Origin of the sequence: Mesorhizobium sp. M0854 (assembly GCF_040319815.1) — a bacterium.
In the GTDB taxonomy this organism is placed as follows: Bacteria; Pseudomonadota; Alphaproteobacteria; order Rhizobiales; family Rhizobiaceae; genus Mesorhizobium.
This window is the reverse complement of the sequence record NZ_JAMYOL010000014.1, coordinates 79,105-103,834: the sequence shown is the minus strand read 5'-3', so window position 1 is coordinate 103,834 and position 24,730 is coordinate 79,105. Positions and strand designations below refer to the sequence as shown.

Genomic DNA, 24,730 nt, shown 5'->3' with positions numbered 1-24,730 from the left:
TTTAACCAAGTGGCTAGGAGAGGCGGCCTTGCGCTAGGGTGAGCCGGCATCCTATTTACACAATAACGATCCAGAACCGATTCTGCCCGATTGCAAATCTCCGGCGCCGGAATCCCATCCTCAAAAAGGGATAGTCCATGAAGAACCCCGTCGAAACCTACATGAACCTCGTTCCGATGGTGGTCGAACAGACCAATCGCGGCGAGCGGGCCTACGACATTTTCTCGCGGCTCCTCAAGGAGCGCATCATTTTCATCACCGGCCCGGTCGAGGATGGCATGGCGACGCTGGTCTGCGCGCAGCTGCTGTTCCTCGAGGCGGAGAATCCGAAGAAGGAAATCAACCTCTATATCAACTCGCCCGGCGGCGTCGTCACCTCCGGCATGGCGATCTACGACACCATGCAGTTCATCAAGCCTGCGGTGTCGACGCTCTGCATCGGTCAGGCCGCCTCGATGGGCTCGCTGCTCTTGACGGCGGGCCACAAGGACATGCGCTTTGCCACCCCGAACGCCCGCATCATGGTCCACCAGCCTTCCGGCGGCTTCCAGGGCCAGGCTTCCGACATCGAGCGCCATGCCCAGGACATCATCAAGCTGAAGCGCCGCCTCAACGAGGTTTACGTCAAGCACACCGGCAAGAGTTATGATGAGATTGAAAAAACGCTCGACCGTGACCATTTCATGACTGCCGACGAGGCCAGGGATTTCGGCCTCATCGACAAGGTCATTTCGTCACGTGAGCCGGTCGAAGGTATTGCCTTATAGGCCCGCGGTGGCCCCGCGGTGGCAATGAGTGGCGGGATCACGCGCTTTTGGCGCAGCTTGCGGCATTTCGGCCACAATTGGCTGTTCCCTCGACGGGTGCAATTGCCTACGTTAAGGCTATGTTGATTTTCGACGGCTTAGCTTTGCGTGGGGTTGTTCGAATCATTGCCCCGTTTTCCGATTTGTGTTTCGTACGGAATGCGTTGCGGGAGCCGGGGCACTGGCGGCAGCGGATTCCCGCGATAGATTGAATATGCGCCCTTTCAACCAGACCATCGGCGGGCGGCCATGAAAGGACATGAAAATGAGCAAGGTCGGCAACAACAGCGGTGATTCCAAGAACACGCTTTATTGCTCGTTTTGCGGTAAAAGCCAGCACGAAGTGCGCAAGCTGATCGCCGGGCCGACGGTGTTCATCTGCGACGAATGCGTCGAACTGTGCATGGACATCATCCGCGAGGAGAACAAGACCTCGATGGTGAAGTCGCGCGAGGGCGTGCCGACCCCGCAGGAAATCCTCAAGGTTCTCGACGACTACGTCATCGGCCAGCCTTACGCCAAGCGCGTGCTGTCGGTGGCCGTCCACAACCACTACAAGCGCCTCGCCCATGCCGGCAAGAACAACGACGTCGAGCTGGCGAAGTCGAACATCCTGCTGATCGGCCCGACCGGCTGCGGCAAGACGTTGCTGGCGCAGACGCTGGCCCGCATCATCGACGTCCCCTTCACCATGGCCGACGCGACGACGTTGACCGAGGCCGGCTATGTCGGCGAGGACGTCGAAAACATCATCCTGAAGCTGTTGCAGTCGGCCGACTACAATGTCGAGCGCGCCCAGCGCGGCATCGTCTATATCGACGAGATCGACAAGATCTCGCGCAAGTCGGACAATCCCTCGATCACCCGCGACGTGTCGGGCGAGGGCGTGCAGCAGGCACTTTTGAAGATTATGGAAGGCACTGTCGCCTCCGTGCCGCCGCAGGGCGGCAGGAAGCATCCGCAGCAGGAATTCCTGCAGGTCGACACCGCCAACATCCTGTTCATCTGCGGCGGCGCTTTCGCCGGCCTGGACAAGATCATCTCGGATCGCGGCAGGAAGACCTCGATCGGTTTCGGCGCCATCGTCGCTTCGCCCGAGGATCGCCGCACCGGCGATGTTTTCCGCCTGGTCGAGCCTGAGGATCTGTTGAAGTTCGGCCTCATTCCCGAGTTCGTCGGCCGTCTGCCCGTCCTGGCGACGCTGGAGGATCTCGACGAGCCGGCGCTGATCCAGATCCTGACCGAGCCGAAGAACGCGCTGGTCAAGCAGTATCAGCGGCTGTTCGAGATGGAGAATGTCGACCTGACCTTCCATGAGAACGCGCTGTCGGCGATCGCCAAGCGCGCCATCGAGCGCAAGACCGGCGCACGCGGCCTGCGTTCGATCATGGAAGCGATCCTGCTCGACACCATGTTCGAGCTGCCGGCACTGGAAGGCGTGCGCGAAGTGGTTATTTCGGAAGAGGTGGTGTCAGGCAACGCCAGGCCGCTCTACATCTATTCCGAGCAGAAGGAAAAGAAGGGCAACGTCAGCGCCTGACGTGAGCCGGCAATGGATTTTTCTGAAACGGCGCCGCAGGGCGCCGTTTTGCTGTCGCACCCCGCGTACGGCGCCGCGTGCTGGGTGCGGATTGGAGGGACGGACAGTGTTGACCCTTGATCTTTACCCCCTGTGCCTCCAACTAAAGGCGGAAGGCCGTGGTGCCGAATTCTGTGCTGTAAAACTCCCGTCACAAACGGTGGTAGGCGGAACGATCCCCGGTCGTTAATATGAGATTCGCGGTTGGCCGATTGGCGGCCGCGACATGAAAGGTTGGACAATGGCCAAATTATCCAAGGCTCCCAGCGACGGCGTCTTCGCAGTCCTCCCACTGCGCGACATCGTGGTGTTCCCGCACATGATCGTTCCGCTCTTCGTCGGGCGTGAAAAGTCGATCAAGGCGCTGGAAGAAGTGATGGGTCAGGAAAAGCAGATCCTGCTCGCGACCCAGATGAATGCCGCCGACGACGATCCGGAGCCCGATGCCATCTTTGACATCGGCACGCTCGCCAATGTGCTGCAATTGCTGAAACTGCCGGACGGCACCGTGAAGGTGCTGGTCGAAGGTGCCTCGCGCGCGAAAATCGTCGCGTTCACCGACCGTCCCGACTTCCACGAGGCCCGTGCTGCGGCGCTGGTCGAACCGGAGGAGGAAGAGGTCGAAGTCGAGGCGCTGGCACGTTCCGTGGTCACCGACTTCGAGAACTACGTCAAGCTGAACAAGAAGATCTCGCCCGAAGTGGTGGGTGCTGCCAGCCAGATCGACGACTATTCCAAGCTCGCCGACACGGTCGCTTCGCACCTTGCCATCAAGATCCCCGAGAAGCAGGAGATGCTCGCCACGCTGTCCGTCAAGGAACGGCTGGAAAAGGCGATGGGCTTCATGGAAGCCGAAATCTCGGTGCTCCAGGTGGAGAAGCGCATCCGCTCGCGCGTCAAGCGCCAGATGGAGAAGACGCAGCGCGAATACTACCTCAACGAGCAGATGAAGGCGATCCAGAAGGAGCTCGGCGAGGGCGAGGACGGCCGCGACGAAGCCGCCGAGATCGAGGCGCGGATCAAGAAGACCAAGCTCTCCAAGGAGGCCCGCGAAAAGGCGGAAGCCGAGCTGAAGAAGCTGCGGACGATGTCGCCGATGTCGGCTGAATCGACCGTCGTGCGCAACTATCTCGACTGGCTGCTGTCGATCCCGTGGGGCAGGAACTCCAAGGTCAAGCAGGACCTGGCCTTTGCCCAGAATGTGCTCGATACCGATCATTTCGGCCTCGACAAGGTCAAGGACCGCATCGTCGAATACCTCGCTGTGCAGAGCCGCCAGAAGAAGCTGAAGGGGCCGATCCTGTGCCTCGTCGGACCTCCCGGCGTGGGCAAGACCTCGCTCGGCAAGTCGATCGCCAAGGCGACCGGCCGTGAGTTCATCCGCATGGCGCTGGGCGGCGTGCGCGACGAGGCCGAGATCCGTGGTCACCGCCGCACCTACATCGGCTCGATGCCTGGCAAGGTCATCCAGTCGATGAAGAAGGCGAAGAAATCCAACCCGCTCTTCCTGCTCGATGAGATCGACAAGATGGGCCAGGATTTCCGCGGCGATCCGTCATCGGCTTTGCTCGAGGTGCTCGATCCCGAGCAGAACTCGACGTTCATGGACCATTACCTCGAGGTCGAATACGACCTGTCGAGCGTGATGTTCGTGACGACGGCGAACACGCTGAACATCCCTGCGCCTTTGATGGACCGCATGGAGATCATCCGCATCGCCGGCTACACCGAGGACGAGAAGATCGAGATCGCCAAGCGTCACCTGATGCCCAAGGTGATCCGCGACCACGCGTTGCAGCCGAAGGAGTTCTCCGTCGGCGAGGACGCGATCCGCGGCATCATCCAGACCTACACCCGTGAAGCGGGCGTCAGGAGCCTGGAGCGCGAGCTGATGAAGCTCGGGCGCAAGGCGGTGACCGAGATCCTGAAGACGAAGAAGAAGACGATCAACATCACGGCGGACAATCTTGCCGATTACCTTGGTGTTCCGCGCTTCCGCTTCGGCCAGGTCGAGAGCGACGATCAGGTCGGCGTGGTCACCGGGCTCGCCTGGACGGAAGTCGGCGGCGAGCTGTTGACGGTGGAAGGTGTCATGATGCCCGGCAAGGGCCGCATGACCGTGACCGGCAATCTGCGCGACGTGATGAAGGAATCGATTTCGGCGGCGGCGTCCTATGTCCGCTCGCGGGCCATCGATTTCGGCGTCGAGCCGCCGCTGTTCGACAAGCGCGATATCCACGTCCACGTGCCGGAGGGTGCAACCCCGAAGGACGGACCGTCGGCTGGCGTGGCGATGGCGACGGCGATCGTCTCGGTGCTGACCGGTATCCCGGTCAGGGCCGATGTGGCGATGACCGGCGAGATCACGCTGCGCGGCAGGGTGCTGCCGATCGGCGGCCTTAAGGAAAAGCTGCTTGCCGCACTTCGCGGCGGCATCAAGAAGGTGCTGATCCCGGAAGAGAACGCCAAGGATCTGGCGGAGATTCCGGAGAACGTGAAGAGCGGCATGGAGATCATTCCGGTCTCACGGGTTGGCGAAGTGTTGCGCCATGCGCTGGTGCGCATGCCGGAACCGATCCAGTGGGTCGAACCCGTCAATGCGCCGGCCGTGGTCGATGTCGGAGACGAGGCTGGTAAATCGCTGGCGCATTAGTGCTTGCTAAAGTTGCAATGCACAAAGAGAGAGCCGGGCCTTGAGCCCGGCTTTTTCATGTGAAGAACCGCGGATTTCCGGGCTTTTTTCGACTTTCCTGGCGCTTTTCGACTTGGTTGCCGGAGCGCTTCTTTCTAAAGTCCGTTTCCTGCCGGATGAGTCGAGTGTTCCGGTTTTCTCATGGAAGGGAATTTTTATGAACAAGAACGAACTGGTGTCCGCTGTCGCCGATGCCGCGAGTATTTCGAAGGGTGACGCGCAGTCGGCGGTTGATGCGGTGTTTTCCGTGATCACCGGCGAACTGAAAAAGGGCGGCGATGTCCGGCTTGTCGGCTTCGGAAATTTCACCGTGTCAAAACGCGCCGCGTCGACCGGCCGCAATCCGCAGACCGGTGCGGAAGTGAAGATCCCGGCGCGCACCGTGCCGAAGTTCTCGGCCGGCAAGGGCCTCAAGGACGCGGTCAACTAGGCGCCTCCTTAAGTCTTTCAGAGAAAAGAAAAGCCGGTATGTCCGGTTTTTCTTTTCTGTGCCCGCAGCGTCGTTGGAAAGGCGGCACTATGCCGTCGGCGCATCCGCGCGCATCAAGCCTTCTGTCTTGAGATCGGCCCACAGCGCCGACGGCAGCTTCGCGTCGAGCAGCGAGCGATTGCTTTCGACTTCGCCCGGCCGCTGGCCGCCCGGGATTACCGAGACGACGGAAGGATGCAGCAGCGGGAACTGCAGCGCCGCCTCGATCAAGCGCACGCCGTGGCGTTTGCAGACGGCCTCGATGCGGGTGACGCGGTCGATGATGTCCTGCGGCGCCTCCGAATAATTGTAGTAGGCGCCGGGCTTCGGCCCGGTTGCCAGGATGCCGGAATTGTAAGGCCCGCCGAGAACGATGCCGATGCCGCGTTGCTGGCATAGAGGCAGGAAAGACTGCAGCGCTTCCTGCTCCAGCAGCGTGTAACGCCCGGCAAGCAAGAACAGATCGAAATCGCCGCGCTCGGCCAGCGTCTGGGCAACCTGCCACTCGTTGATGCCGCCGCCGAATGCCTTGATCACGCCCTGGTCGCGCAATGCCAGCAATCCGTAGTAGCCGGAGCTCATGAATTCCTGGATGTGCTGGTCCGAGGCTTCCTTGCTGCCATGGGTGAAGATGTCGACATCGTGCACGAAGAGGATGTCGATGCGGTCGACGCCGAGCCGTTCCAGCGAGGCTTCGAAGGAGCGCATGACGCCGTCATAGCTGTAATCGTAGACCTCTCGGCGCGATGGGGTGTCGAAGAATTTGCCGATGCCGGTGCGCTGTTCCGGCGGGCAGGCGCGCATTATGCGCCCGACTTTGCTGGACAGCACGTAGTCGTCGCGCTTCTTCGAACGCAGGAACGGATTGAGCCGCGTTTCGGCTAGGCCTAGCCCATAAAGCGGCGCGGTGTCGAAGTAGCGGCAGCCGACCCGCCATGCCGCCTCCAGCGTAGCATTGGCATCCTCGTCGGAGACGGCGCGGTAAAGATTGCCGAGCGGTGCGGTGCCGAAGCCGAGCTCGGTGAAGGTGATGCCGCCATTGCCGATGCGGTCGAAATGCCGTGTCTTCATATGTCGTCGTTTCCTCATTCACGATTTGCCGTGACACTATCACGGCTGTAGCGCATCAAAAGCACTGCGTGTCGTTGGACACCGATTTTCGCGGTGATAGCATGAATGAAAACAAGCTGTTCGGGGCAAAGGTGACTAAGATATTCAAATGGTTCTCCGGCACCGGCAGGCTGGTGCAAATGTCATGACGGACGCCGGCGAAAACCTGTTTGGGATTGCGCTGAACGAGCTTGGCACCGTGCTGGAGCGTATCGACGCAAGCCGCATCGACGCCGCTTGCGCCATCTTGGCCGGTGCGAAAAAGATCGTCACCTATGGCTGCGGCCGCGAGGCGCTGCAGGTCAAGGGTTTTGCCATGCGGCTCTATCATCTCGGTCTGCCGGTGTCGGTCGTCGGCGACGTGACCACGCCGCCGCTGGGCGAGGGCGATGTCTTCCTCGCCAGTTCCGGCCCGGGTGAGACGTCGACGGTGCTGACCTTGATGCAGGCCGCGCGCGAGGCCGGTGCCACAGTCCTGCTGCTCACCGCGCAAGCCGACAGCACTGCCGCAAAGCTGGCCGACTTCACACTGCTTATCCCGGCTCAGACCATGGCCGACGACCAGGGTCCCGAAAAGACATCCGTCCTGCCGATGGGCTCGGTGTTCGAAGGCGCGCTGTTCGTCCTCTTCGAAGTGATGGTGCTGAAGCTCAGGGACCTGACCGGCGTCTCGGCGGAAGCGATGCGCGCCCGCCACACCAATATGGAGTAGGTGTCATGCGCTACGAATTGATGCTGCCGCATCAGATACGCAAGGTGATCGCCGAAAACTGGCCGGTCGTGTTGCCGCTGGGTGTGCTTGAATATCACGGCGAGCACATGGCCGTCGGCATGGACACGCTGGCGGTGGTCAAGAGCCTGGAACTGTTCGAAAAAGAAGCCGAGATCGTCATTCTGCCGCCCTTCTATTACGGCGCGGCGAGCTATGCTGTTGCAGCACCGGAGGGCAGTGGTTCGCTGCAGGTCGGCGGCAATGTGCTGGCGCCATTCGCGGAAGAACTGTTCTATAGCCTGCTGCGCATCGGCTTCCGCAACATCCACGCCATCATTCACCACCAGACCGAAAATTTTGCCGCCGGCATGCCAACCGATCTCGCCTTCAAGGCCGCCGGCCGGCAGGCGATCTTCCGCTTCCTGGAGAAAGAACGTGGCGAAGGCTGGTGGGGCTCTGCGGCGATGGCTGACTATTATGCCGAACACGCCGAGGGCAGCAATTTCTTCAACTGGGTGCAGGTGCATCCGTTGATGCCGGCCTCAATGCACAGCCAGTACCCGTTCGACCATGCCGGCATCGGCGAGACGTCGCTGATGCTGGCGCTGTGCCCGGAGGCGGTGGATGCCGGCCGCTTCGCCGACAACACCGGCTGGTACACGGCAAGTGCGCCCGAAGCCTCGGTGGAGTTGGGGCAAAAAGGGGTTGCCATGATCCTCGAGCATTTGCGGGCAACACTTTCAGGTTAGCGCGCTTTTCCCTTCTCCCGCAACAAGGGGAGAAGGGAGAGCCGGCGCAGTTATTTCACCGCGCCCGCTGTCATGCCCATGATCAGGTAACGCTCGAGCGCGATGCCGATGACGGCGAGCGGTGTGATGGCGGCGGTGGCAAGCGCCGCCATTGACCACCAGTTGATGCCTTGTGAGCCGGTCTGGCTGGCCACCATGACAGGAATGGTTTTTGCGTCGGTCGAGGTCAAAAGCGCGGCGAAGAAATACTCGTTCCAGCACAGCACCATCGCCAGGATGAAGGCGGCGACCATGCCCGGCAGGGCGATCGGCATGACGATGCGCAAGAAGGCGCCCCAGATCGACAGGCCGTCGACGAGTGCTGCCTCCTCCAGCTCCACCGGGATGGAGTTGAACTGGTCGCGCATGATCCAGATGACGATCGGCAGCACCATCAGCGTATAGAGCAGGATCAGCCCGACGCGTGTGTCGAGCAGGCCGACCTCCCGGTAAAGCACGAGGAAGGGCAAGGCCAAAACCACCGGCGGCAGGATCAGCTGAGACAGGAAGAAGAAGGAAATATCCTCGTTCCTGAACCAGGCAAACTTGTAACGATAGCGGGTCAGCCCGTAGGCGGCGAGGCTGCCGATGACGATGGCGAGGCTCGACGCGCCGACCGAAGTGATGACCGAATTCATGAAGCGCTTGATGAATTCGTCGCGGACCGTCGACGTCCGAAAGATCGAGTCCGGCGACAGGCCGAGCGAACGCCAGCCTTTCCAGTCGGGCCGGAAGTCGACGAACGGGATCAGATGGCCCTGGGTGACGTCGACCGCGGTCTTGAACGAAGTGGTTATCGTCCAATAGATCGGGAACAGGCAGATGAAAGCCCAGAAGATGAGCGCGCCATAGATGAAGACGCGGTTAGCGAGGAAGCTCGCCGGCGAGCGGATTTCGGAAGCGGCATAGTCGGTGGTCTGAACGCTCATCTTGCCGGCCCGATCAGTTGACGTTGCGCACGAAGCGGCTGGCGAACTTCAGCAGCCAGGTCACGAACACGATGATGATGATCAAATAGGCCATCGCCAGCATCGTGCCGTAGCCGACGTTCGAACGGTCGCGATATTCGCGGTAGATGAAACTGGACACCGAATCGGTCGCGCCGCCCGGCCCGCCGGAGGTGACGGTGATGATGATGTCGGCGAGCTTCAGCTTGAAGATGATGCGCAGGATGACCGCTGTCACCGACACCGGCAGCATCAGCGGGAAGGTGACCTGCCAGAAGGTCTGCCAGGCGGTGGCGCCATCGACACGCGCTGCCTCGAGCACCTCGCGCGACATTGCCTGCAGGCCGGCGAGCAGCATGATCATCATGAACGGGATGAACGTCCACGCGTCGAGCACCATGATCGAGATGCGGGCGGTGATCGGGTTGGAGAAGAAGGCCGGGTTTTCCCAGCCGAGATGCCGCGCCAGCGTCGCGGCGGGCCCGAAGCGGTATTCCATCAGCGACTTGCCGATCATCCACGACACCGCCACCGGCGACAGCATCAGCGGCATGAGAAACACGACGCGGAAGAATTTTCGTGCCCTAATCTGCGCGTTGAGCAGCAGCGCCAGGCCGAAGGCGATGACATATTCGACGAACACCGCCAGCACGTAGAGCACCATGTTGAACAGCGCGTTGCGATAATAGGCGTCGTTCAGCATCTGCCAGAAATTGTCGAGCCCGTTGAACTGCCGTCCGCTGAAGGAACTGAGGTTCCAGTCGGTCAGCGCGATGTAGAAGCCGAACAGCGTCGGGAAGATCACCATGGCAATGGTAAACAGCAGCGCCGGCAGCAGGAACAGCGCGCGCTGGCCGTCCTCGCCGCGCGTCAGCACCTGGCCGATGCCGAGCGCGACACCCCACAGCACGTAGGCGTAGACCACCGGCCGCCAGGTGTCGAAGCCGATGGTGTCGACCTCGCTCTTGTAGAGGATTTGCAGCGCGATCACCGCCAGAAGGCCGAGCGTCGCAGCAGCCATCAGCGCCCAGCCAAGCCGTTTGCGGCTCCGCGGAATCAGGTCGGATGGCACGGCGCCTGCCGGCCATTCACTTGTCGACAAAGTCTGGTCAGCCAGGGTCCGGTCAGCCACGCGTCTTGCCTGTTCACAGGAGGCTCGATGACCGGCCGAGCCGATCGAGGCCGGGCCGGTAAAGCGGATGTCCGGCGGCTGTGCGCCGCCGGACCAGGTTTAACGATCTCAGCCTACATGCCGAGCGATGCCTTGTAGAGCTTGACCTGTTTGTCGCGGCCGATCTGGTCGGTCAGCTTCTCCCAGGCGGCTGCGATGGCGTCGGCGCCTTCCTGCGCCTTCATCTTGCCGGCAAAGGTGTTGGCCAAAATGTCCTCGGCGGCGCTGTAGTACTGGAAGATGCCGGGGATGCGCGGCTCGATCGCCGCGTTTGGATGGTTGTAGCTGTCGGCTTCCGACTTCAGATACGAGGTGATGAACGCCTCGTCGTAGCCCGCCGCCACCCATTCCGGAATGTTGAAATGCGAGTTGCGATAGGGCTGGAAACCCGACGGATAGGCCGCGCACCAGAGCGACAGGTCCTTGCCGCCGAGGTGGGCAGCGGCAGACCATGCCGCCTTCTTCTTCTTTTCGTCGCTGTCGACGCGGGCCATGACGTAAACGCCCCAGCCGAGATAGGCGCAGTTCGGCGCATGGTTCGGGCCGCTGGCGAGCTTGTCCCACTGGCCGGTCTTGGAGTTGTAGACATCGTCCGAGCCCGGCAGGATCGAGAAGCCGGTGATGTCGCCGACGACCGAGGAATCGTTGGTCTTGACGTTCGAACCGACGTCGCCCCACCAGGTAACCATCGAACCGGTGCCTGCCAGGAATTGCTGGAAGGCGGTGGTGTTCGGGTCGGCGTTGATCTGGTCGGCAGGTTCGGAGGGCAGGGCATCGATGACGTCCTGGATCGCCCGCACCCATGCCGGATTGTTAACGCGCGGCTTCATCGTGTCGGCATCAAACAGCCAGGCCTTGTCATCGGGATGCTTGGCGTAGGCGCTGGCGCGGCTGCCGAGGAAATAAAAGCCGAAACCGCCCCAGGGCTTGGGCGCATCGAGATAGCCAAAGACGTCCTGGCCTTTCACCTGCTTGCCCTTGAGGAACTTCGTCACCGCCTGCACCTGCTGCCAGGTCTTCGGCACGCCCCATTCGCCTTCTCCGCCGCCGTCCTTCCAGGCCTTGGCGAGGTCGGCATCGGCAAACACGTCGGTGCGGTAGTTGAAATTATGTGCGTCGCCGTCAACGGTCACGCGATATTGCTTGCCGTCCCATGTGCCCACCGGCGGCTGCAGATAGGCCACGACATCCTTCATGTCGATCTGGTCCTTGACCCAGTCCGGCATCTCGGAGGTGAGACCCTTGCCGCAGACGTCGCCTTCGAACGGTGCCCCCATTTCGATGATGTCGAAATCGACGGTGCCGGTCGCGATCGACTGCTGCAGGCGGGCGTTGTAGTCAGCCTGCGCCAGGTCGATCCAGTTGATCTTGGCGCCGGTATAGGTCTCCCACGGCTTCAGGAAGCCGCGAAACAGCACATTGTGCAGGTTCTGGTTGTTGAGGCCCATGAAGGTGAGTTCGACACCGGCGAATTCGCCTTCCTTGACATTGGCCTTGGTGGCGCCAAGGCAAAGCTCGCCGACCTGCTGGAAGTCGGCATCGGTCGGCTGACCCTTGCCGACACCCGGAATCTGCAGGATCTGCGCGCGCAGGTCGTCGGCGGCCGCAGCCGTGCGCGTCAGCGCACCAAGTCCGGCGCTTGAGGCCGCCGCGAGGGCGGCCATGCTGGCCGCTCCCTTCAGCACGTCGCGGCGGGTGGCCCCGGCGCGGACAAGTTGGTTATAAAGGCTGACTTTCATTTCGTTCCTCCCAGAAGGTCAATTGTGAATTGGTTCAGATGGTGGAGCGCCGATTATGTTCCCCAACGACAGCGACTCCGGTAAATAGCGGCCCGAATTCTCCCTCCCGCGACGCTTGGCATTCAGTGCCGGACAAGCGTACCGGTGCGCCCGGAACAGGGTCATAAGCCGGACACTGTCACTATTCGCACAACGAAGTGCGGTGTCAACGTGAATGGGTTTTTTATCTATAAGAGACTGACTTGCCCTCGCCGTTTGCGTTGTTTAGCTTCACGGCAACTGAAGGGGGAATGATGGCTCAAGTCGCGATCCGCAATGTGGCCAAGGCGTTCGGAACCGTCAAGGTTCTGCACGATGTCAGCGTCGACATCGCCGACGGGCAGTTCGTGGTGCTGGTCGGGCCTTCCGGCTGCGGCAAGTCCACGCTGCTGAGGATGGTGGCCGGGCTGGAGACGGTCTCCGGCGGCACCATCGCCATCGGCGAGCGCATCGTCAACCATCTGCCGCCGGCCAAGCGCGACATCGCCATGGTGTTCCAGAACTACGCGCTCTATCCGCACAAGACGGTCGAGCAGAACATGGCCTTTGCTCTCAAGCTGCGCAAAACCGACCCGGCGGTGGTCACTGAGCGGGTCAAGCGCGCCGCCGACATCCTCGACCTCAATCCCTACCTCAAGCGCTATCCGCGCCAGCTCTCTGGCGGCCAGCGCCAGCGCGTCGCCATGGGCCGCGCCATCGTGCGCAACCCGCAGGTGTTCCTCTTCGACGAGCCGCTCTCCAATCTCGACGCCAAGCTGCGTGTCCAGATGCGCACCGAGATCAAGGAACTGCACCAGCGGCTGAAGACCACCACCATCTACGTCACCCACGACCAGATCGAGGCGATGACCATGGCCGACAAGATCGTGGTGATGCGCGACGGTCGCATCGAACAGGTCGGCGCGCCGCTGGAATTATTCGACCGGCCGGCCAACCTGTTTGTCGCCGGCTTCATCGGCTCACCCTCGATGAACCTGCTCAAGGGCGTCGTGCGCAAGGGCGACAAGCCTGTCGTCGAGATCGCCGGGACGCCGTTCCCGATTGCGGCGACCAGTGCCGTCGAGGATGGCCGTAATGTCGTCTACGGCGTGCGGCCCGAGCATCTCGAAATCCATCCCGATGGTGTTCCGGCGAAGATTTCGGTGGTCGAGCCGACCGGTTCCGAGACTTTGGTGTTCCTGCGCTTCGGCGAGGGCGAGATGGTGGCGCTGTTCCGTGAGCGCCACGACTTCAAGCCGGGCGACACACTGCACCTGAAACCGCGGCTCGACCAGGTGCATCTCTTCGACGCAGAGACCGGCAAGCGTCTCTGATTTCGCCCCAGCAAACTTCGCGAGGAATACCATGCTCAAAGGAATCAATCCGCTGCTCAATGCCGATGTGCTGCAGGCGCTGCGGGCGATGGGCCACGGTGACGATCTGATTATCGCCGACACCAATTTCCCGTCCGATTCGGTGGCGCGCCAGACCGTGCTTGGCCGGCTGCTGCGCATCGATGCGTCGGCGGCCGACGTGGTCAAGGCGGTACTGTCGCTCTATCCGCTGGACACCTTCGTCGACGATGCCGCCGCGCGCATGGAGATCGTCGGCAAGCCGGACGACATTCCCGCCGTGCAGAAGGAAGTGCAAAAAGAGATCGATGCCGCCGAGGGCAAGGCCTGGCCGATGATCTCGGTCGAGCGCTACGCCTTCTACGAACGCGCCAAGAAGGCCTATTGCGTCATCCAGACCGGCGAGCGCCGCTTCTATGGCTGTTTTGCGTTCCGCAAGGGCGTCGTGCCACCGGATGCGGAGTAGCGGGATGCCGGCGAATCCGATCGTCATGAAGCCGGTTGTCATATTGGGCGTCTTCGTCGCCGATACGGCCTACCGCGCCGCCCGCCAGCCGCGCATGGGCGAGACGATCCTGGGCACGTCCTTCACGCTCGGCCCCGGCGGCAAGGGCTCGAACCAGGCGGTGGCGGCCGGCCGGCTCGGCGCCGACGTCACCTTCCTTACCCGCCTCGGCGTCGACCCCTTTGCCGATATGGCGAGACAGACCTGGTCGCACGCCGGCGTGAAGAGCGCCGTCATCGACACACCGGAAAGCTACACCGGTGCCGCCTATATCTTCATCGAGGAGACGAGCGGCAACAACGCGATCATCGTCAGTCCGGGTGCGGCGATGCTGATCTCGCCCGCCGATATCGAGGCAAATGCCGGCCTGATCCGCGCGGCCGGCGTTTTCGTCACCCAGCTCGAACAGCCGATCGAGGCGGCGCTGCGGGCGCTGGAGATCGCGCGCGGGGCAGGGGTGACCACCATCCTCAACCCGGCGCCCGCGGCCAGGCTTCCGGACCGCATCTACACGCTTTGCGACTATGTCACGCCGAACGAAACCGAGGCCGAGGAACTGACCGGCATCAAGGTGTCCTCGATCGACGACGCCCGCCGTGCCGCCGACAGCCTGCTTGAGAAGGGCGTTGGGGCAGTCATCGTGACGCTTGGCGAAAACGGTGCGCTGCTGCACACGGCCGACCGTTCCGAGCATGTCGCAGCGGTCGCCGCCGGCCCGGTGGTCGAGACCACAGGCGCGGGCGACGCCTTCAACGGCGGCCTGGCTGCCGCGCTGTCGAGGGGGATCGAACCTCTGGAAGCGGTGCGCTTCGCCTGCGCCGTCGCCGGCATCTCGGTGACGCGCCCAGGCACCGCCCCGTCCATGCCGACGCTGCAGGAAATCGAGGCGCTGCTCGCCAAGAGGTGAGACCGTATGGATTACATCATGAACGACGACGGTTTCTGACAAATCAACGTCGACATTTCTCCGACACCAGGGGACGTGACCCCAAAGGAGAAATGGCGCGAGTGACGGGGCTCGAACCCGCGACCTCCGGCGTGACAGGCCGGCACTCTAACCAACTGAGCTACACCCGCGCATGGACGAGCACGTGTCAGCCGTGTTCGTCGTTGGGGCGGTGGATAAGGGGTAAGCCACCGGGTGTCAAGCGGACCCGGACAGCATAACAGCAAACAGCAGAAGGTTTTTTGACAAGCCGAACTTTGTTGCCGAAACCGGCTCCCGGCCAAGCCACTGGCCGCTCATTTGGCCTTGCGAAGCCGGTCCTAACTGCTTAAAGGTCCGGCCCGGAGCGGGCGATTAGCTCAGTTGGTAGAGCGCTTCGTTTACACCGAAGATGTCGGCGGTTCGAGCCCGTCATCGCCCACCATTTTCCTCGATGTGTTCAGTTTGGGCTACACCGCTCAAGCTGATCGCCAGGTGAGACGCATCCGACCACTGTGCTACTCGGACTTTGGTCTGATTCAAACTGTCTTTCCGCAGGGACTTAAGTCTGATCTGCTTGCCTCTCATGAGGGAAACGATTGCCGAAAGCTACAACTTGCAGTATCTCAATTGCGTATGGGCATGGGCGGGAGCGAAAATATTCCTGGATGGCTTGCGAGTCATCTTCCGGACGATCCCGTGATCGCAGGAGATCTCGCGGATAAGATATCGAAGGAAGCTGAAAAAAACCGGCTTCCAGGCGATCGGGTTGTGAAGACAACCCGTAACGAAGAAGACACCTTCAAGAAAGAACAAGTCGAAGCTTATCCCGACGCCGCGGTTGCAGGAGTCTTTGCCAGCGGTTCATTCCTCGCCCTGTTGGTATTAGCCATTTATCTGCTTTATGTGCTCTCGATTGTGGCCGGGGGAACGGTCGCGGATGTTCCCCTGCCGCCCATACTGCACTAGTAGACGCTCCGCCAACACTCTGATTAGCCCGCACCGTGTTGGCCTGGCGCCTTCCAGAAGGTTCGGTTGGTGCGGCAAAGGTGTTCACGCGGAGGCACATGGTTGCTGCAGCACCGCAGCATTGTACTTCCATAATCCTCCCGGTCAGTGTCCATGCAGGTTGTGCGATTGCTTGCCGCGGCTCAGCGTGCAGCTTCTGCCCGATGAGCAAGCCGTTTTCCGATGTAAACGCAATGCATCGGCAGGTCCGGGTGCTGCAGCACCCGAAATCCGATCGTCCTATAAAACCTTAGCGCACCATCGTTCTCCGGCATGACTTCGAGGTGGATGCCGGTCGAGCCGCTCGCGGCAAGGCGCTGCTCGAGGAAGGCCATCGCGCGCCTGCCGATGCCTTTCCCGCGCGCTTGCGGCAACAGGTCGATATGGCCATGCGACGGGTAGGCCGCCAGCGCAGGCGGAACAGCGAAATCGGGGTGGTGGATCCGGTACCGCGCCCAGTCGCTGCCGCGCCAGCGCGAGTTGTCGGGTCCCGGGTCTACCACGCGCCGCTGCAGGTCCGGATACCAGTCTGATGCCAGGCTGGCATTGAAAGCGCCCGTATCGGCTGCGCCAAGCAGATAGCCGGCCGCACCTGTGGGGCTATCGATAATGAAGGCCAGATCGGGTTCGAGCACCTGGTAGGGAATAGTGTAGAGGAGGCCGAGCAGGTCCGGGTCGTCCTCGCGGCCGCTGGCATCCTTGCCGGCATCGCCGGTCTTGAGACAGATCATCGCAAGCGCTGCATGATCGGCGGTGGTCGCCCGGCGCAGGAAGAAACCGCCGCCGAAATCGAGGATCATGGCGGCAGCAGCCGGAAATCCTTGCCCTCGGGCAAAAGCTGCCCGCCGTCGACGATGATGGTCGTGCCGGTGATGTAGCTGGCATCGTCAGAGGCCAGGAACAGGAAGGCGTTGGCCACGTCGCGCGGGCTGCCGAGCCGGCCGAGCGGAATGGCGTCTTCCATGTTCTTGATGAAGGCCGCACCGCGATGCTGCTCTATGCCTTCGGTGAGGATGTTGCCGGGCTCGACGCCGTTGACCGTAATGCCGTAGCCCGAGAATTCGAGCGCAGCCGAACGGATCAGCCCATTGATGCCGGCCTTGGTCGCTGAATAATGGCCGTGGCCGGGGCTGGTGACATGCGGGCCAGTGATCGAGGAGGTGAACAGCATGCGGCCAAAATGCTGCGCCTTCATCGGCACCAGCGCCGCGCGTGCGGCGATGAAGCTGCCGCGCAAGTTCACCGCCATGACCCGGTCCCAGTCGTCGGAACTGGTGTTTTCCAGCAATTGCCAGGGATAGATGCCGGCATTCTGCACCATGATATCGAGTCGGCCGTGACGGTCGAGGGCCAGCGCCACGGCGGCCTGCGCATCGGCCATCTGCGAGATGTCGGTGCGTATGAAGGCGGCACCGAGCTCGTCCGCAGTCGCTTGCCCGACCTCAGCCTCGGTATCGGCCAGGACAAGCGTCGCGCCCTCTTCGGCAAAACGCTGTGCGATGCCCTTGCCGATGCCACGTGCGCTGCCGACGATCAGCGCGACCTTATCTTTCAGACGGCCGGTCATGCCAGCCTCTGGCGGATTGTCTGCCTGAATGCGTCGAGCAGCACGGCGGCAAGCACCAGCAGGCCGTGTATCACCAGGGTGAAATTGGCTGGCAGGCCCATCAAATTGATCGCCGTGTTGATCGCCGAGAGTAGCAGCACGCCGGCATAGACGCCGGGCAGGGTGCCGACACCGCCTTTCAGGCTGACGCCGCCGATGACGACGGCGGCAAAGGCGTTGAACAAGAATCCCGCACCGAGATTGGCGCTGGCTCCGGAGGTGCGGATCGCCAGCAGCCAGCCGGCAAGGCCGGCGATGGCGCCGGCGAGAACGAAGGCTATGACGAGGTTGCGGTTGACGCGGATGCCGGCGCGGAAGGTCGCCGTCTCGTTGCCACCGATCATGACCAGATGGCGGCCGAAGGGCGTCTTGGCCATGACCAGCGAAGAGATGACGAAACAGGCAATCGCGATCCAGGCGGTGAGCGGCAGGCCGAGCAGGCGCTGGATGGCGAACCAGCGGATCGCCGGCGCAAGGTCCTGCGCCGAGCGGCCGCCGGAAATGACCAGCACCAGGCCGCGCACCCAGATGTAAGAAGCCAGCGTGATTATGAAGGCGCTCATCTTGACCCTGACCACCAGATAGCCGTTGAAGGCGCCAATGAGGCCGCCGATGGCAAGCGCGATGAGCAGCGAAACCGGAACCATGAGCCATTGCGGCTGCAACTGGACGCCAAGGCCGATGCCGGACGAGCAGAACAGGATGCCGACCGCCATGGCGCTGAGCGCCGCCACCGATTCGACCGACAGGTCCATATGGCCGGCGATGATGACCAGCGCCAGGCCGATCGACATCACGCCGAGCACGCTCGACGCCTCGATGATGTTGGCGAAGATACCGAGTTGGAAGTAGTTCGGGATAAGGATGGAAAAGACCACCAGCACGAAGACCAGCATGAACCAGACAAGATTGTCGAGGATGAGCTCGAGGGTTTGGCGCGTGCGGGGGTTCATCTCAGGATCCGGTTGGCGCCGACCCCGAAAAACCACTCGGTTTTCGGACTATCAGGCGTGGTTGAAAATTGCTGCAGCATTCCCGCGCGCGTCCGTTTGAACGCACCCGGGCTGCAGGGCTGGGCTCCGGGCCGGCATGGCCCGGAGCTTCTGGCGAGTTCGCTATTCGACCGGCTTTATGGTTTCGGTCGGCGGCTTCATGTTGCCCCAGAAGGCCGGGTTATCGACATTTTCCTTGGTGATCGCAGCGCCGGGGATCTTGATGTTCGGTCCCCACGCTTCCTTGGTCAGGGTTGATTTCAGGCCAAGCACATCATATTCGCCGGGCTTGATCTCCTGCTTGTTGACCACCTTGTCCATGAACATCGCGACCGCCGCGGCCTGCGCGTAGAGCGGCTGCTCGACTTCGACGTTGAGCCAGCCCTTGCGGATCAGGTCGAGGCCGACCGGAGCGCCGTTCGAGCTCATCAGCATGACGTCGCCCGGCTTCTTGCCGGCGGCCTCGAGCGAGGCGACGGCAGCGACCGAAAGATGCGCGGCATGGCTGAAGATCAGGTCGATGTCGGGGTTGGCGAGCATCTGGTCGGCAACGATGGTGCCGGCGTTGCTGGCCTCCCATTGCATGGCCGGCAGCGAGATGATCTTGACGTCCGGGAACGCCTTCATTTTCTCCTCGAAACCCTTCTGGATGTCGAGCGTGTAGGGATCGCCCGGATCGCCGAGCACCTGCAGGATCTTGCCCTTCACCGAGCCGTTCTTCGCGGTCAGGAGCTTTTGTGCCTGGTCGGCGGCGACGTAGCCGATCTCGACGGTTCCGGCCACCGAGGTGAAGTCGGACGGGGTCGAGGTGATCTGGCGGTCGAACTCGACGACCGGGATGCCGGCGGCACGGGCCGCCTCGATCGACGGTTTCAGCGCATTGAAATCGACGGCGGCAAGGATGATCGCCGCCGGCTTCAGCGCGATGACGTCGTTCATCTGCGATTGCTGAGCGTCGGTCTTGTTGTCGGCGTTCAACGTCTTCATCTCGTAGCCGACCTGCTTCAGGAACAGTTCCAGCGCGCTCACCGAGCCGGTCTGGAACTCATCGAGCAATGTCGGCACCATGTAGTAGACGGTGCCCTTGGACTGGGCGAATGCCGGCGTGAGCGTGGCAAAGGCCAGTGCCAGGATACCGAAGACGGAAAGAAGTATTTTCTTCATGTCGTTCGCTCCTCTTGCGCCGGACCCCTCATTTGTCCCTCAGTTCGCCGGTCCGGCACCGGCGAGCGTCTCTCCGGTGATCATGTTGATCACCGCGTCGGGACTTGTTTTGTTGCGTGCGACATCGCCCGCCACGACGCCTTGCCGGATCACCACGATCCGGTCGGCGACCTGGAAGGCCTGTTGCATGATATGGGTGATGATGACGACGCCGATGCCCTGGCTCGCCACCTGGCGGATCATGTCGAGGCCGCGCCGCGTCTGCTCGACACCGAGCGCCGCGAACGGCTCGTCGAGAAGCACTAGCTTGCCGCCAAAATGCACGAACCGGTTGAGCTCGATGGCCTGCCGCTGGCCGCCGGAGAGGTGCTCGACATTGGTGCGAAGCGAGGGAATGCGGGTGCCGGCGCTGGCCAGCGCCTTTTGCACCACCTGCTCCATGGCGCGCTCGTCGAGCACCGGAATGCCGAGAACCTTCCTGGTGATCTCGCGGCCCATGAAGAAATTGGCGACCACGTCGACATTGGTGCAAAGCGACAGGTCCTGGTAGACCGTCTCGATCCCCGCGGCCTTGGCCTCGGCGGGAGATTTGGCCAGGAATTCCTTGCCTTCGAACAGCATGCGGCCGGAGGTCGGCTCCAGGCCGCCGGCAATGATCTTGACCAGCGTCGATTTGCCGGCGCCGTTGTCGCCCAGAAGCGCCACCACTTCGCCCTTGTCGATCGAAAAGCTGATGCCTTTCAGCGCTTCGATGGCGCCGTAATTCTTGGCTACGTTGTCGAGCACCAGCAGCGGTTCGCTCATGCCGCGATCCCCTTGTTATGCAAGAGATCTCGCCCGCGTTCGCGCTCGGCGGTGAAGATCTGGCCGAAGCGCGGCGAAAGCACCCCGGAAACGGCAAGCGCGGCGGCGCCGCGCAACACCGCATGCTGGCCGCCGCGCGCGACGCTGACGCGGGGCGTCGTGCGATCGCTTCGCGCCGAGACCGAATTGGGCAGGTGCGCGGCCGCGCCGGCAAGCCTTTCGAGCAGCTCGGTGGACGCCAGCCCGCCGAGGATGATGGTTTCGGGATCGAACAGGTTTTCGATGATGGTGACGGCGTTGCGGAAGATCGGCGCAATCTCGCTCACCCACTCGGCGTCGGCGATGTTGCGGCGCCGCAGCGCCTCGAGCGAGAGATACCGTTCGAGGCAGCCGCGATTGCCGCACGGGCAGGGCTCCCCGCCTGGCACTGCGGGAATGTGGCCGATTTCACCGGCGTTTCCCCAGGCGCCGCGCAATGCCGCCCCGTCATGCACCATGACGCCGCCGAGACCGACGCCGAAATAAAGATAGTAATACTCGGAATATGCCGTTCCGAGGCCGTAGAGGCGCTCGCCGATAGCAGCCGCCGCCATATCGGTTTCGAAAAAGGCCGGCAGTCCGGTCGAGGCGGCCAGCCGCTCGCGCAGCGCCACATCCTTCCAGCCGGTCATGGTGGTCGGCCCGACAAAGCTCATGGACTCCACGCCGAACGGTCCGGGCAGCGCCATGCCAATGCCGAGAACGCGGCCACCGGGCCGCAATGCCGTCAATTCGAGCACCATGGCGCCGATCAGCTCGAAAGCGTGGTCGGGCGTTGCATTTGGGGCTTCGCGGTAGGTGCTCTCGATAACATCGCCGCTTAGGTTGATCAGGGCGGCATTGATGCCCAGCGGGGTGACGTGGATGCCGACGGCATAGCCGCCTTCCGGATTGATGCGCAGCGTTGCCGGTGGCAGGCGCGCCCCTTGGGCTCTTCGCGCAACGACAGCACGTAACCGTGCTCTTCCAGCTCGCGAACGATGGTTGACACCGTCTGCACGGTGAGTCCGACCCGCCTGGCGATATCGCCGCGGGCGATCGGTCCGTGAAGGCGGATGGATTCGAGCACGATGCGCCGGTTATACGGCCGCCCGAACTCCTGATTGGTCCCGCGCAATGCCATGTCTGGCGCCCTCTCGAGAGAGCAGAGGTTCGCACCGAATATTTATTCAGTCAAATGGAATTCAAAAATAATTCGCCTGTGGCCAAGGCCTTCTAACGCCGGCGGATTCGCGCCCGCCGGCGGATGGGCCAACTCAGGCAATTTTCCAGCATGAAGCGCCACCGGCTGGACGGGACGCCGGGTATGACCTTGGCCGGCATTCCGATCAGCGCCCTGAAGCCCATTTCGGAACCGGCTGTGAGCCGGCCAGGGATCGGAGTTCGTTGCGCCTTTCCGTTGCGGGGAGCATGCTTCCTCTCGCCGGTCTGCGGGAGGAGATGCGATGCCGAAGCTGACCCTCGACGGGATTGATCTCGGCTATGAGGTGCGGGGCGACGGGCCGCCGGTTCTGTTCGTCCACGGCAGCGTCACGAACGGCATGATGACATGGTCCGCGCAGCTACCGCTTGCGGAGCGCTGGAAGCTGGTTGTGGTCGACCGGCCCGGATACGGATCAAGTTCCCCTGCCGAACGCGAGGATTTCGTCATCGACGCCAGACTGGTTGCCGGATTCCTCGATCGGACGCATGACCTCTGGGACGAAAGCCGCGTCCATCTGGTCGGGCATTCCTATGGCGGCGTCATCTCTCTTCTTGCAGCAGCGATGCGCCCGCGAGCAATCCGTTCGCTCACGGTGATCGAGCCGCCGGCCTTTGACCTTGCGCGCGGGGATGTTGCCGTCAATGAACTCGTGACGCGCCTGAAGGCCCACTGGCAAAGCGGACCTCGCGACGATCCCGCGCTTTTCTTGCGCCAATTCCTCCATCTGGTCGGCTCGGCGACACAATTGCCAGACCCGCTGCCGCCCCCGCTCGCGCAAGGCGCGGCCATGCTCGTCGTCGAACGCGGGCCATGGGAGGCCGAAATTCCGCTTCGGCAACTTGCCGATGCGCCGTTCCCGAAACTGGTGGTATCCGGCGGGCACAGCGCAGCATTCGACGCCGTCTGCGACGTGCTCGAAAACGTGCTTGGTGCCGATCGTGCCGTGATCGCCGGCGCGGGGCACAGCGTTCAGCAGACCGGTGAGCCGTTCAACCGGCGGCTCGGCGCGTTCATGGCCGCTGCTGAGGGCTGAAGGCGATCTATCTTTGATATTGCCTGGCGGGCGGTTGGCCGCGCGCCGGCTTCACGCCGAATCAATCGCCGGCTCTACAGATACCGCTCGACCTTCTTGCCGACGGTCAAAAACCGCAGCGGATCGATCGCCTCGCCATTGTGGCGGACCTCGTAGTGCAGGTGCGGGCCGGTCGAGCGGCCGCTGTTGCCGGTCTTGCCGATGACGTCTCCGGCATCGAGCTTCTGGCCGACGGCGACGTCGATTTCGCTGAGATGCCCGTAACGCGTTACAAAACCGTTGCCGTGGTCGACCTCGATCATGCGGCCGTAGCCGCCGTTCCAGCCGGCCTTGACCACGACACCGCCTGCCGTGACCTTGGCCGGCATACCGACCGGCGCCCTGAAATCCATGCCGGAATGCAAGGCGGCCGTGCCGAGGATGGGGTCGGTGCGCACGCCGAACGGGCTGGTAACGCTGCGGCCGGGGGCGGGGTTGGCGAGCGGCAGCCGGCGCGCTTCCTTTTTAAGATGATCCAGCGCGTCAAGAGCCTCGTCCAACTCCTTGACCTTGCTGTCGAAGACCAACGAGCTGTCGAGTGGTATCAGCGGGCCACCAACGTCGCTCTTTTCGAATTCGCTATCAACGGGCAGGCCGGCGGCCTCGAGCGCCTGCGAGATCGCGTCGGCGCTTTTGTAGGCATTGTCGGCAAGTGTGGCGATGCGGGTGAGCTGCTGGCTCTCGATGGCCTTCAGCGAGTTGTTGATCGAAACGAAGAGCTTGTCTGCCCGGTCGGCCGCGCTTTCGCTCGGCAGCGGATCGGCGCGGGTCGACCACAGCGAGAACGGCCTGGTGTCGTCAACGCCCACAGGAGCGGCAAGGGGGGCGGCAAGGCTGGCGACGGAATAGGCCGTCGGCTGGATGCTGCCGGTCGCGTCGGCATGTTCGTCCGGCTTTGCCGCCGGCACGGGCGGCGTTGCGACCTCGTTTTCGGCTCGTTCGAGGATCGGGCCGAGACGGCCGTGACGCAGGCTGAGCTGGCTCTGCCGTTCCAGCAGCTCGCTGACCTTGGTTTCCATCAGCTGCTGATCGAGTAGCTGGCGGCTGGTGATGCGGTCGACCTGGCTGCGCAGTGTCGAGATACGGTCTTCGTAGGCCTGCTGCATGCGCGCCTGCCGCGCCGTCGTGGCGCCGATCAGATCGTCGCGCAGCACCAGATAGGAGGTCGCCAGCAGGTAGCCGATGACGATCGCCGCCAGCGCCGAGCCGCAAAATGCCGCAAGCCACGGGCGTATGGTGAAATGCCTTATCTGGTCGCCCCGGGCGATGATGACCGTGTGGGGCTCTCTGCGTCTGCCGAAGACCGCTGACTGACTGGCTACGTTCACGGGACCAAGCTTTCGTTACGACACCAACGACGAGCCTGATTACACATTATTAGGGTTAACAAAGTTTTGCCGGATCGAAGGACAGGCAAAGGTCTTCGCGCAAAACGGGTATCGAATTGCAGCGGCCTGGCGCAGCTCTCAAAGGGCGTGAACCGCCTCCAGCACCTCTTCGGCGTGCCCCTTGACGCGGACGTTGCGCCAGATCCTTGCGATGCGTCCGTCCCGGCCAATCAGGAACGTCGCCCGCTCGACGCCCATATAGGTGCGGCCGTAGAGCTTCTTTTCCACCCACAAATGGTAAGCCTCGATCACTTTGCGCTCTTCGTCGGCGACAAGGTTGACGCTCAGATCGTATTTCGCCTTGAATTTGTCGTGTTTCTTGACGTTGTCCGGCGAGAGCCCGATGACGACGGCGCCGGCCTTTTCGAACTCCGGCTTCAACTGCGAAAAGCCGATCGCCTCGTTGGTGCAGCTTGTGGTGTCGTCCTGTGGGTAGAAATAGAGTACGATGGGTTTTCCCAGCAATGCGGCGAGGCTGAGTGAACCGCCGCCGTCGCGCGGAAGATCGAACTGCGGCGCAACATCGCCCACGTCGAGGTCAGCCATACCGATGCCCTTGTTTGAAGTTACGCGCCAGGCTGCATCGATATAATGTCGAGCGGGGATTCGTCCACGATCGAATTCGTTTCAACGGAAGATT

General features: G+C 62.4%; 22 protein-coding genes, 2 tRNA genes and 1 pseudogene. 12 read left to right on the top strand and 13 right to left on the bottom strand.

What is annotated here, in order from left to right; all coding sequences use genetic code 11:
• Positions 1-137: 137 nt before the first annotated feature.
• The 4 genes from NKH99_RS21385 (at position 138) to NKH99_RS21370 (ending at position 5,507) form a co-directional block, all read left to right on the top strand.
• Positions 138-767: an ATP-dependent Clp protease proteolytic subunit gene (locus NKH99_RS21385; RefSeq protein WP_023674655.1), complete on the top strand. Its 630-nt coding sequence runs from the start codon at positions 138-140 to the stop codon at positions 765-767.
• A 304-nt stretch (positions 768-1,071) separates the two neighbouring features.
• Positions 1,072-2,346, top strand: a complete 1,275-nt coding sequence (gene clpX / locus NKH99_RS21380) for an ATP-dependent Clp protease ATP-binding subunit ClpX (protein WP_006332719.1) — start codon at positions 1,072-1,074, stop codon at positions 2,344-2,346.
• Positions 2,347-2,626: 280 nt separating this feature from the next.
• The gene (lon, locus tag NKH99_RS21375; protein ID WP_352501552.1) at positions 2,627-5,038 is read left to right on the top strand and encodes an endopeptidase La; all 2,412 of its coding nucleotides are present in this window, start codon (positions 2,627-2,629) and stop codon (positions 5,036-5,038) included.
• Positions 5,039-5,234: 196 nt separating this feature from the next.
• Positions 5,235-5,507, top strand: coding sequence for an HU family DNA-binding protein (locus NKH99_RS21370; RefSeq protein ID WP_006201846.1), 273 nt, complete (start codon positions 5,235-5,237; stop codon positions 5,505-5,507).
• Between the two features lie 87 nt (positions 5,508-5,594).
• On the opposite strand, the gene NKH99_RS21365 is transcribed toward NKH99_RS21370, so the two are convergent.
• The gene (locus tag NKH99_RS21365; RefSeq protein ID WP_353015387.1) at positions 5,595-6,617 is read right to left on the bottom strand and encodes an aldo/keto reductase; all 1,023 of its coding nucleotides are present in this window, start codon (positions 6,615-6,617) and stop codon (positions 5,595-5,597) included.
• Positions 6,618-6,801: 184 nt separating this feature from the next.
• Here NKH99_RS21365 and hxlB point away from each other — a divergent pair, with 184 nt between their 5' ends.
• The gene (gene hxlB, locus NKH99_RS21360; protein ID WP_353015385.1) at positions 6,802-7,368 is read left to right on the top strand and encodes a 6-phospho-3-hexuloisomerase; all 567 of its coding nucleotides are present in this window, start codon (positions 6,802-6,804) and stop codon (positions 7,366-7,368) included.
• Between the two features lie 5 nt (positions 7,369-7,373).
• The gene (locus NKH99_RS21355) at positions 7,374-8,117 is read left to right on the top strand and encodes a creatininase family protein (protein WP_353015383.1); all 744 of its coding nucleotides are present in this window, start codon (positions 7,374-7,376) and stop codon (positions 8,115-8,117) included.
• Between the two features lie 50 nt (positions 8,118-8,167).
• On the opposite strand, the gene NKH99_RS21350 is transcribed toward NKH99_RS21355, so the two are convergent.
• From NKH99_RS21350 to NKH99_RS21340, 3 genes are all read right to left on the bottom strand, one after another.
• Positions 8,168-9,085, bottom strand: coding sequence for a carbohydrate ABC transporter permease (locus NKH99_RS21350; protein WP_352471960.1), 918 nt, complete (start codon positions 9,083-9,085; stop codon positions 8,168-8,170).
• A gap of 13 nt (positions 9,086-9,098) precedes the next feature.
• The gene (locus tag NKH99_RS21345) at positions 9,099-10,220 is read right to left on the bottom strand and encodes a carbohydrate ABC transporter permease (RefSeq protein WP_352456633.1); all 1,122 of its coding nucleotides are present in this window, start codon (positions 10,218-10,220) and stop codon (positions 9,099-9,101) included.
• A 128-nt stretch (positions 10,221-10,348) separates the two neighbouring features.
• Positions 10,349-12,013 (bottom strand): ABC transporter substrate-binding protein, encoded by a 1,665-nt coding sequence (locus NKH99_RS21340; RefSeq protein WP_023674663.1) that lies wholly within the window; start codon positions 12,011-12,013, stop codon positions 10,349-10,351.
• Between the two features lie 293 nt (positions 12,014-12,306).
• On the opposite strand from NKH99_RS21340, the gene NKH99_RS21335 reads away from it, so the two are divergent.
• The 3 genes from NKH99_RS21335 to rbsK are packed head-to-tail and all read left to right on the top strand — an operon-like array spanning position 12,307 to position 14,795.
• Positions 12,307-13,365 (top strand): ABC transporter ATP-binding protein, encoded by a 1,059-nt coding sequence (locus NKH99_RS21335; RefSeq protein WP_352449436.1) that lies wholly within the window; start codon positions 12,307-12,309, stop codon positions 13,363-13,365.
• A 31-nt stretch (positions 13,366-13,396) separates the two neighbouring features.
• Complete coding sequence (locus tag NKH99_RS21330) at positions 13,397-13,849, top strand: RbsD/FucU family protein (RefSeq protein WP_352471958.1); 453 nt, start codon at positions 13,397-13,399, stop codon at positions 13,847-13,849.
• Positions 13,850-13,853: 4 nt separating this feature from the next.
• The gene (gene rbsK / locus NKH99_RS21325; RefSeq protein WP_353015381.1) at positions 13,854-14,795 is read left to right on the top strand and encodes a ribokinase; all 942 of its coding nucleotides are present in this window, start codon (positions 13,854-13,856) and stop codon (positions 14,793-14,795) included.
• A 93-nt stretch (positions 14,796-14,888) separates the two neighbouring features.
• Here the strand turns inward: rbsK and NKH99_RS21320 are convergent.
• Positions 14,889-14,965 (bottom strand) — tRNA-Asp (locus NKH99_RS21320).
• Between the two features lie 217 nt (positions 14,966-15,182).
• Between NKH99_RS21320 and NKH99_RS21315 the strand changes: the two genes are divergently transcribed.
• A tRNA-Val gene (locus tag NKH99_RS21315) sits at positions 15,183-15,258 on the top strand.
• Positions 15,259-15,278: 20 nt separating this feature from the next.
• Entirely contained in the window at positions 15,279-15,782 is a 504-nt protein-coding gene (locus NKH99_RS21310; RefSeq protein WP_352471956.1) for a hypothetical protein, read from the top strand.
• A gap of 182 nt (positions 15,783-15,964) precedes the next feature.
• On the opposite strand, the gene NKH99_RS21305 is transcribed toward NKH99_RS21310, so the two are convergent.
• From NKH99_RS21305 to NKH99_RS21280, 6 genes and pseudogenes are all read right to left on the bottom strand, one after another.
• Positions 15,965-16,621 (bottom strand): GNAT family N-acetyltransferase, encoded by a 657-nt coding sequence (locus NKH99_RS21305; RefSeq protein ID WP_352471954.1) that lies wholly within the window; start codon positions 16,619-16,621, stop codon positions 15,965-15,967.
• Positions 16,618-17,388 (bottom strand): SDR family oxidoreductase, encoded by a 771-nt coding sequence (locus tag NKH99_RS21300; protein ID WP_353015379.1) that lies wholly within the window; start codon positions 17,386-17,388, stop codon positions 16,618-16,620. The genes NKH99_RS21305 and NKH99_RS21300 overlap by 4 nt, the downstream gene beginning before the upstream one ends.
• Positions 17,385-18,380 carry an ABC transporter permease gene (locus NKH99_RS21295; protein ID WP_352977971.1) on the bottom strand — a complete coding sequence of 332 codons (996 nt, stop codon included), beginning with the start codon at positions 18,378-18,380 and terminating at the stop codon, positions 17,385-17,387. Before NKH99_RS21295 ends, NKH99_RS21300 begins: the two co-directional genes overlap by 4 nt.
• 162 nt (positions 18,381-18,542) lie before the next feature.
• Positions 18,543-19,583: a sugar ABC transporter substrate-binding protein gene (locus tag NKH99_RS21290; RefSeq protein ID WP_352471951.1), complete on the bottom strand. Its 1,041-nt coding sequence runs from the start codon at positions 19,581-19,583 to the stop codon at positions 18,543-18,545.
• A 39-nt stretch (positions 19,584-19,622) separates the two neighbouring features.
• Entirely contained in the window at positions 19,623-20,387 is a 765-nt protein-coding gene (locus NKH99_RS21285) for an ATP-binding cassette domain-containing protein (RefSeq protein ID WP_352471950.1), read from the bottom strand.
• Positions 20,384-21,549: pseudogene (locus tag NKH99_RS21280) on the bottom strand (ROK family transcriptional regulator). Before NKH99_RS21280 ends, NKH99_RS21285 begins: the two are co-directional and overlap by 4 nt.
• Before the next feature lie 322 nt (positions 21,550-21,871).
• On the opposite strand from NKH99_RS21280, the gene NKH99_RS21275 reads away from it, so the two are divergent.
• Positions 21,872-22,663 carry an alpha/beta fold hydrolase gene (locus NKH99_RS21275; RefSeq protein WP_353015377.1) on the top strand — a complete coding sequence of 264 codons (792 nt, stop codon included), beginning with the start codon at positions 21,872-21,874 and terminating at the stop codon, positions 22,661-22,663.
• 74 nt (positions 22,664-22,737) lie between these two features.
• Here NKH99_RS21275 and NKH99_RS21270 read toward each other — a convergent pair whose 3' ends face one another.
• Both NKH99_RS21270 and NKH99_RS21265 read right to left on the bottom strand, forming a co-directional pair.
• A complete protein-coding gene (locus tag NKH99_RS21270) occupies positions 22,738-24,030 on the bottom strand; it encodes a M23 family metallopeptidase (protein ID WP_353015375.1) in 1,293 nt (430 codons plus the stop codon).
• Positions 24,031-24,168: 138 nt separating this feature from the next.
• Positions 24,169-24,636: a peroxiredoxin gene (locus tag NKH99_RS21265; protein WP_353015373.1), complete on the bottom strand. Its 468-nt coding sequence runs from the start codon at positions 24,634-24,636 to the stop codon at positions 24,169-24,171.
• Positions 24,637-24,730 lie beyond the last annotated feature (94 nt).

Excerpts from the sequence above, each read along its gene's own strand:
- NKH99_RS21330 (WP_352471958.1), top strand. The coding sequence starts at position 13,397 with ATGCTCAAAGGAATCAATCCGCTGCTCAATGCCGATGTGCTGCAGGCG.
- NKH99_RS21350 (WP_352471960.1), bottom strand. The coding sequence starts at position 9,085 with ATGAGCGTTCAGACCACCGACTATGCCGCTTCCGAAATCCGCTCGCCG.
- NKH99_RS21335 (WP_352449436.1), top strand. The coding sequence starts at position 12,307 with ATGGCTCAAGTCGCGATCCGCAATGTGGCCAAGGCGTTCGGAACCGTC.
- NKH99_RS21295 (WP_352977971.1), bottom strand. The coding sequence starts at position 18,380 with ATGAACCCCCGCACGCGCCAAACCCTCGAGCTCATCCTCGACAATCTT.
- lon (WP_352501552.1), top strand. The coding sequence starts at position 2,627 with ATGGCCAAATTATCCAAGGCTCCCAGCGACGGCGTCTTCGCAGTCCTC.
- NKH99_RS21365 (WP_353015387.1), bottom strand. The coding sequence starts at position 6,617 with ATGAAGACACGGCATTTCGACCGCATCGGCAATGGCGGCATCACCTTC.
- NKH99_RS21370 (WP_006201846.1), top strand. The coding sequence starts at position 5,235 with ATGAACAAGAACGAACTGGTGTCCGCTGTCGCCGATGCCGCGAGTATT.
- NKH99_RS21300 (WP_353015379.1), bottom strand. The coding sequence starts at position 17,388 with ATGACCGGCCGTCTGAAAGATAAGGTCGCGCTGATCGTCGGCAGCGCA.
- NKH99_RS21285 (WP_352471950.1), bottom strand. The coding sequence starts at position 20,387 with ATGAGCGAACCGCTGCTGGTGCTCGACAACGTAGCCAAGAATTACGGC.
- NKH99_RS21275 (WP_353015377.1), top strand. The coding sequence starts at position 21,872 with ATGCCGAAGCTGACCCTCGACGGGATTGATCTCGGCTATGAGGTGCGG.
- NKH99_RS21385 (WP_023674655.1), top strand. The coding sequence starts at position 138 with ATGAAGAACCCCGTCGAAACCTACATGAACCTCGTTCCGATGGTGGTC.
- NKH99_RS21340 (WP_023674663.1), bottom strand. The coding sequence starts at position 12,013 with ATGAAAGTCAGCCTTTATAACCAACTTGTCCGCGCCGGGGCCACCCGC.
- clpX (WP_006332719.1), top strand. The coding sequence starts at position 1,072 with ATGAGCAAGGTCGGCAACAACAGCGGTGATTCCAAGAACACGCTTTAT.
- NKH99_RS21355 (WP_353015383.1), top strand. The coding sequence starts at position 7,374 with ATGCGCTACGAATTGATGCTGCCGCATCAGATACGCAAGGTGATCGCC.
- NKH99_RS21290 (WP_352471951.1), bottom strand. The coding sequence starts at position 19,583 with ATGAAGAAAATACTTCTTTCCGTCTTCGGTATCCTGGCACTGGCCTTT.
- rbsK (WP_353015381.1), top strand. The coding sequence starts at position 13,854 with ATGCCGGCGAATCCGATCGTCATGAAGCCGGTTGTCATATTGGGCGTC.
- NKH99_RS21265 (WP_353015373.1), bottom strand. The coding sequence starts at position 24,636 with ATGGCTGACCTCGACGTGGGCGATGTTGCGCCGCAGTTCGATCTTCCG.
- hxlB (WP_353015385.1), top strand. The coding sequence starts at position 6,802 with ATGACGGACGCCGGCGAAAACCTGTTTGGGATTGCGCTGAACGAGCTT.
- NKH99_RS21305 (WP_352471954.1), bottom strand. The coding sequence starts at position 16,621 with ATGATCCTCGATTTCGGCGGCGGTTTCTTCCTGCGCCGGGCGACCACC.